At 24.3% G+C, this 1,918-nt stretch carries 2 protein-coding genes; both read right to left on the bottom strand.

Annotated features, from left to right (window positions below; translation table 11 throughout):
* Positions 1-79: 79 nt before the first annotated feature.
* Positions 80-1,519, bottom strand: coding sequence for a bifunctional aminoglycoside N-acetyltransferase AAC(6')-Ie/aminoglycoside O-phosphotransferase APH(2'')-Ia (locus KNP76_RS15465; protein ID WP_001028144.1), 1,440 nt, complete (start codon positions 1,517-1,519; stop codon positions 80-82).
* The coding region (locus KNP76_RS15460; RefSeq protein WP_000341232.1) for a GNAT family N-acetyltransferase at positions 1,520-1,918 on the bottom strand (399 nt) is incomplete at its 5' end. It abuts the gene before it with no gap.

Here is a 1,918-nt window from a genome sequence, read left to right as displayed (position 1 = left end):
CACTTCCTTTATTATTTTTCATTTTTTTAAACTATTTAATACTAATGTCTTTTATAATAGCTTTTCATATATTATATAATCAATCTTTATAAGTCCTTTTATAAATTTCTTTTCTACCATTTTCGATAAATTCCTGTTTAATATTTTTAATTCCATAAACAATAGTTTCAATAGGATAATATTCTTCAACTATATCTTGATATTCTTTTGCTTTCTCAATATCTATATTTCCATACATTCTTAATATATCTTCTCCAAAATTTGTTCCTATTTCTTCTTCACTATCTTCAAGTAAGTATATAAAATCACAATATTCATCTATAATTCCAGAATCTCCAAAATCAATTATTCCAGTTAATCTATTATTGCCATCTAACAATAGATGATTACAACTAAAATCATTATGGCATAAACACTTTTTACCCTCAAAAACTGTTGTTGCATTTAGTCTTTCCATAAAACTTTCTATATAATCTTTTTCTATATCAGTTAAATCATTATAAATAGTTTCACGCAACAATATATACTCTTCTAATACATTTTGTTTATTATCAATAGTACATTCACTAATATCTGTATAATCTAAACCGTGCATTTGTCTTAAAAAACTGGCAATATCTCGTTTTAACAAATTTTGTTCTTCTTCTGACATAGTAGAATAAATTTCTGGTGTTAAAAAAGTTCCTTTAATTTCTTTATAACCTAGTATAGATAATTCATCACTAATATACGAATATTCAATATTAGGAATTTTTACATTAGTTTCTAAATTTGTATTTAAAAAATTATATATTGCTTTTTCTTTTGCATAACCTTTTTTCTTATTAGTACTAAATTTTGTTTTAAAAATGTATTCATTATTAACTAAATATGCCACACTATCATAACCACTACCGATTATTTCAATACTATCTACTTTGAAATTATCAAAGTAATGCTCAATTAAATATTTCATTGCCTTAACATTTGTGGCATTATCATCATATCTATATTCCATTAAATAACAATCTTCTTTTTTGCCCTCGTGTAATTCATGTTCTGGCAAATCTTCAATAATTCTAAAACCAGATTTTTGGTATGCCCTTATTGCTCTTGGATTATTTTTATGAGGGTCTAAAATAACTGCATTAGCATTTCTTTCTTTTTTCAAAAATTCAAAAATCAATTTAATATATCTTGTACCAATTCCTTTACTCCAATAATTTGGCTCTCCTATAAATTGATCCATACCATAGACTATCTCATCAGTTTTTGGATAATGATAATCAGTATATAACTCATCATACATTTTATATATTTGTCCATATCCAATAGGAACATTGTTATATTCAATAATTACTCTAAAAACTTCATCTTCCCAAGGCTCTGTATAATGTTTTTTTAATGATTCTAATGTATATTTTTTATCTCTACCACCATAAAATTCTAATACTCTTTCATCAGTTAACCATTTTAACATCAAAGGAAAATCATCATCTATTAAAGTTCTTATACATATTTCATTTTCAACTATATTCATTTATTTATCACCTTTTTCATAATCATATACATATACTATTTCATCTTTATAATCATTTTTACCACCTAATTTTTCATATACATGGCAAGCTCTAGGATTACCTTTATCAGTTATTAAAAACATTTCAGAACAACCAATCTCTTTAGAATATTCCTTAATAAAAGATAATAATTTTGAACCATAACCTTTGTCTTGATAGTTAGGTAACATTCCTATTGAGTGTAAATAAAACATTGTTTTTCCATCAGGTCTTAAAAGTGTATAGCAATATGCAAATCCTATAATTTTATTATTTTCTTTAGCTATAAACCCAAATGAACTGGTATCATTAAGAAATCCTTTTAAATTATCAATATCAAAAACCATATTATCATCAATTAAAACTTCTTCCATAAACTC

Source organism: Exiguobacterium sp. s150 (assembly GCF_018618435.1).
GTDB classification, from domain to species: domain Bacteria; phylum Bacillota; class Bacilli; order Exiguobacteriales; family Exiguobacteriaceae; genus Exiguobacterium; species Exiguobacterium alkaliphilum.
This window is presented reverse-complemented; position numbering and strand designations above follow the sequence as displayed.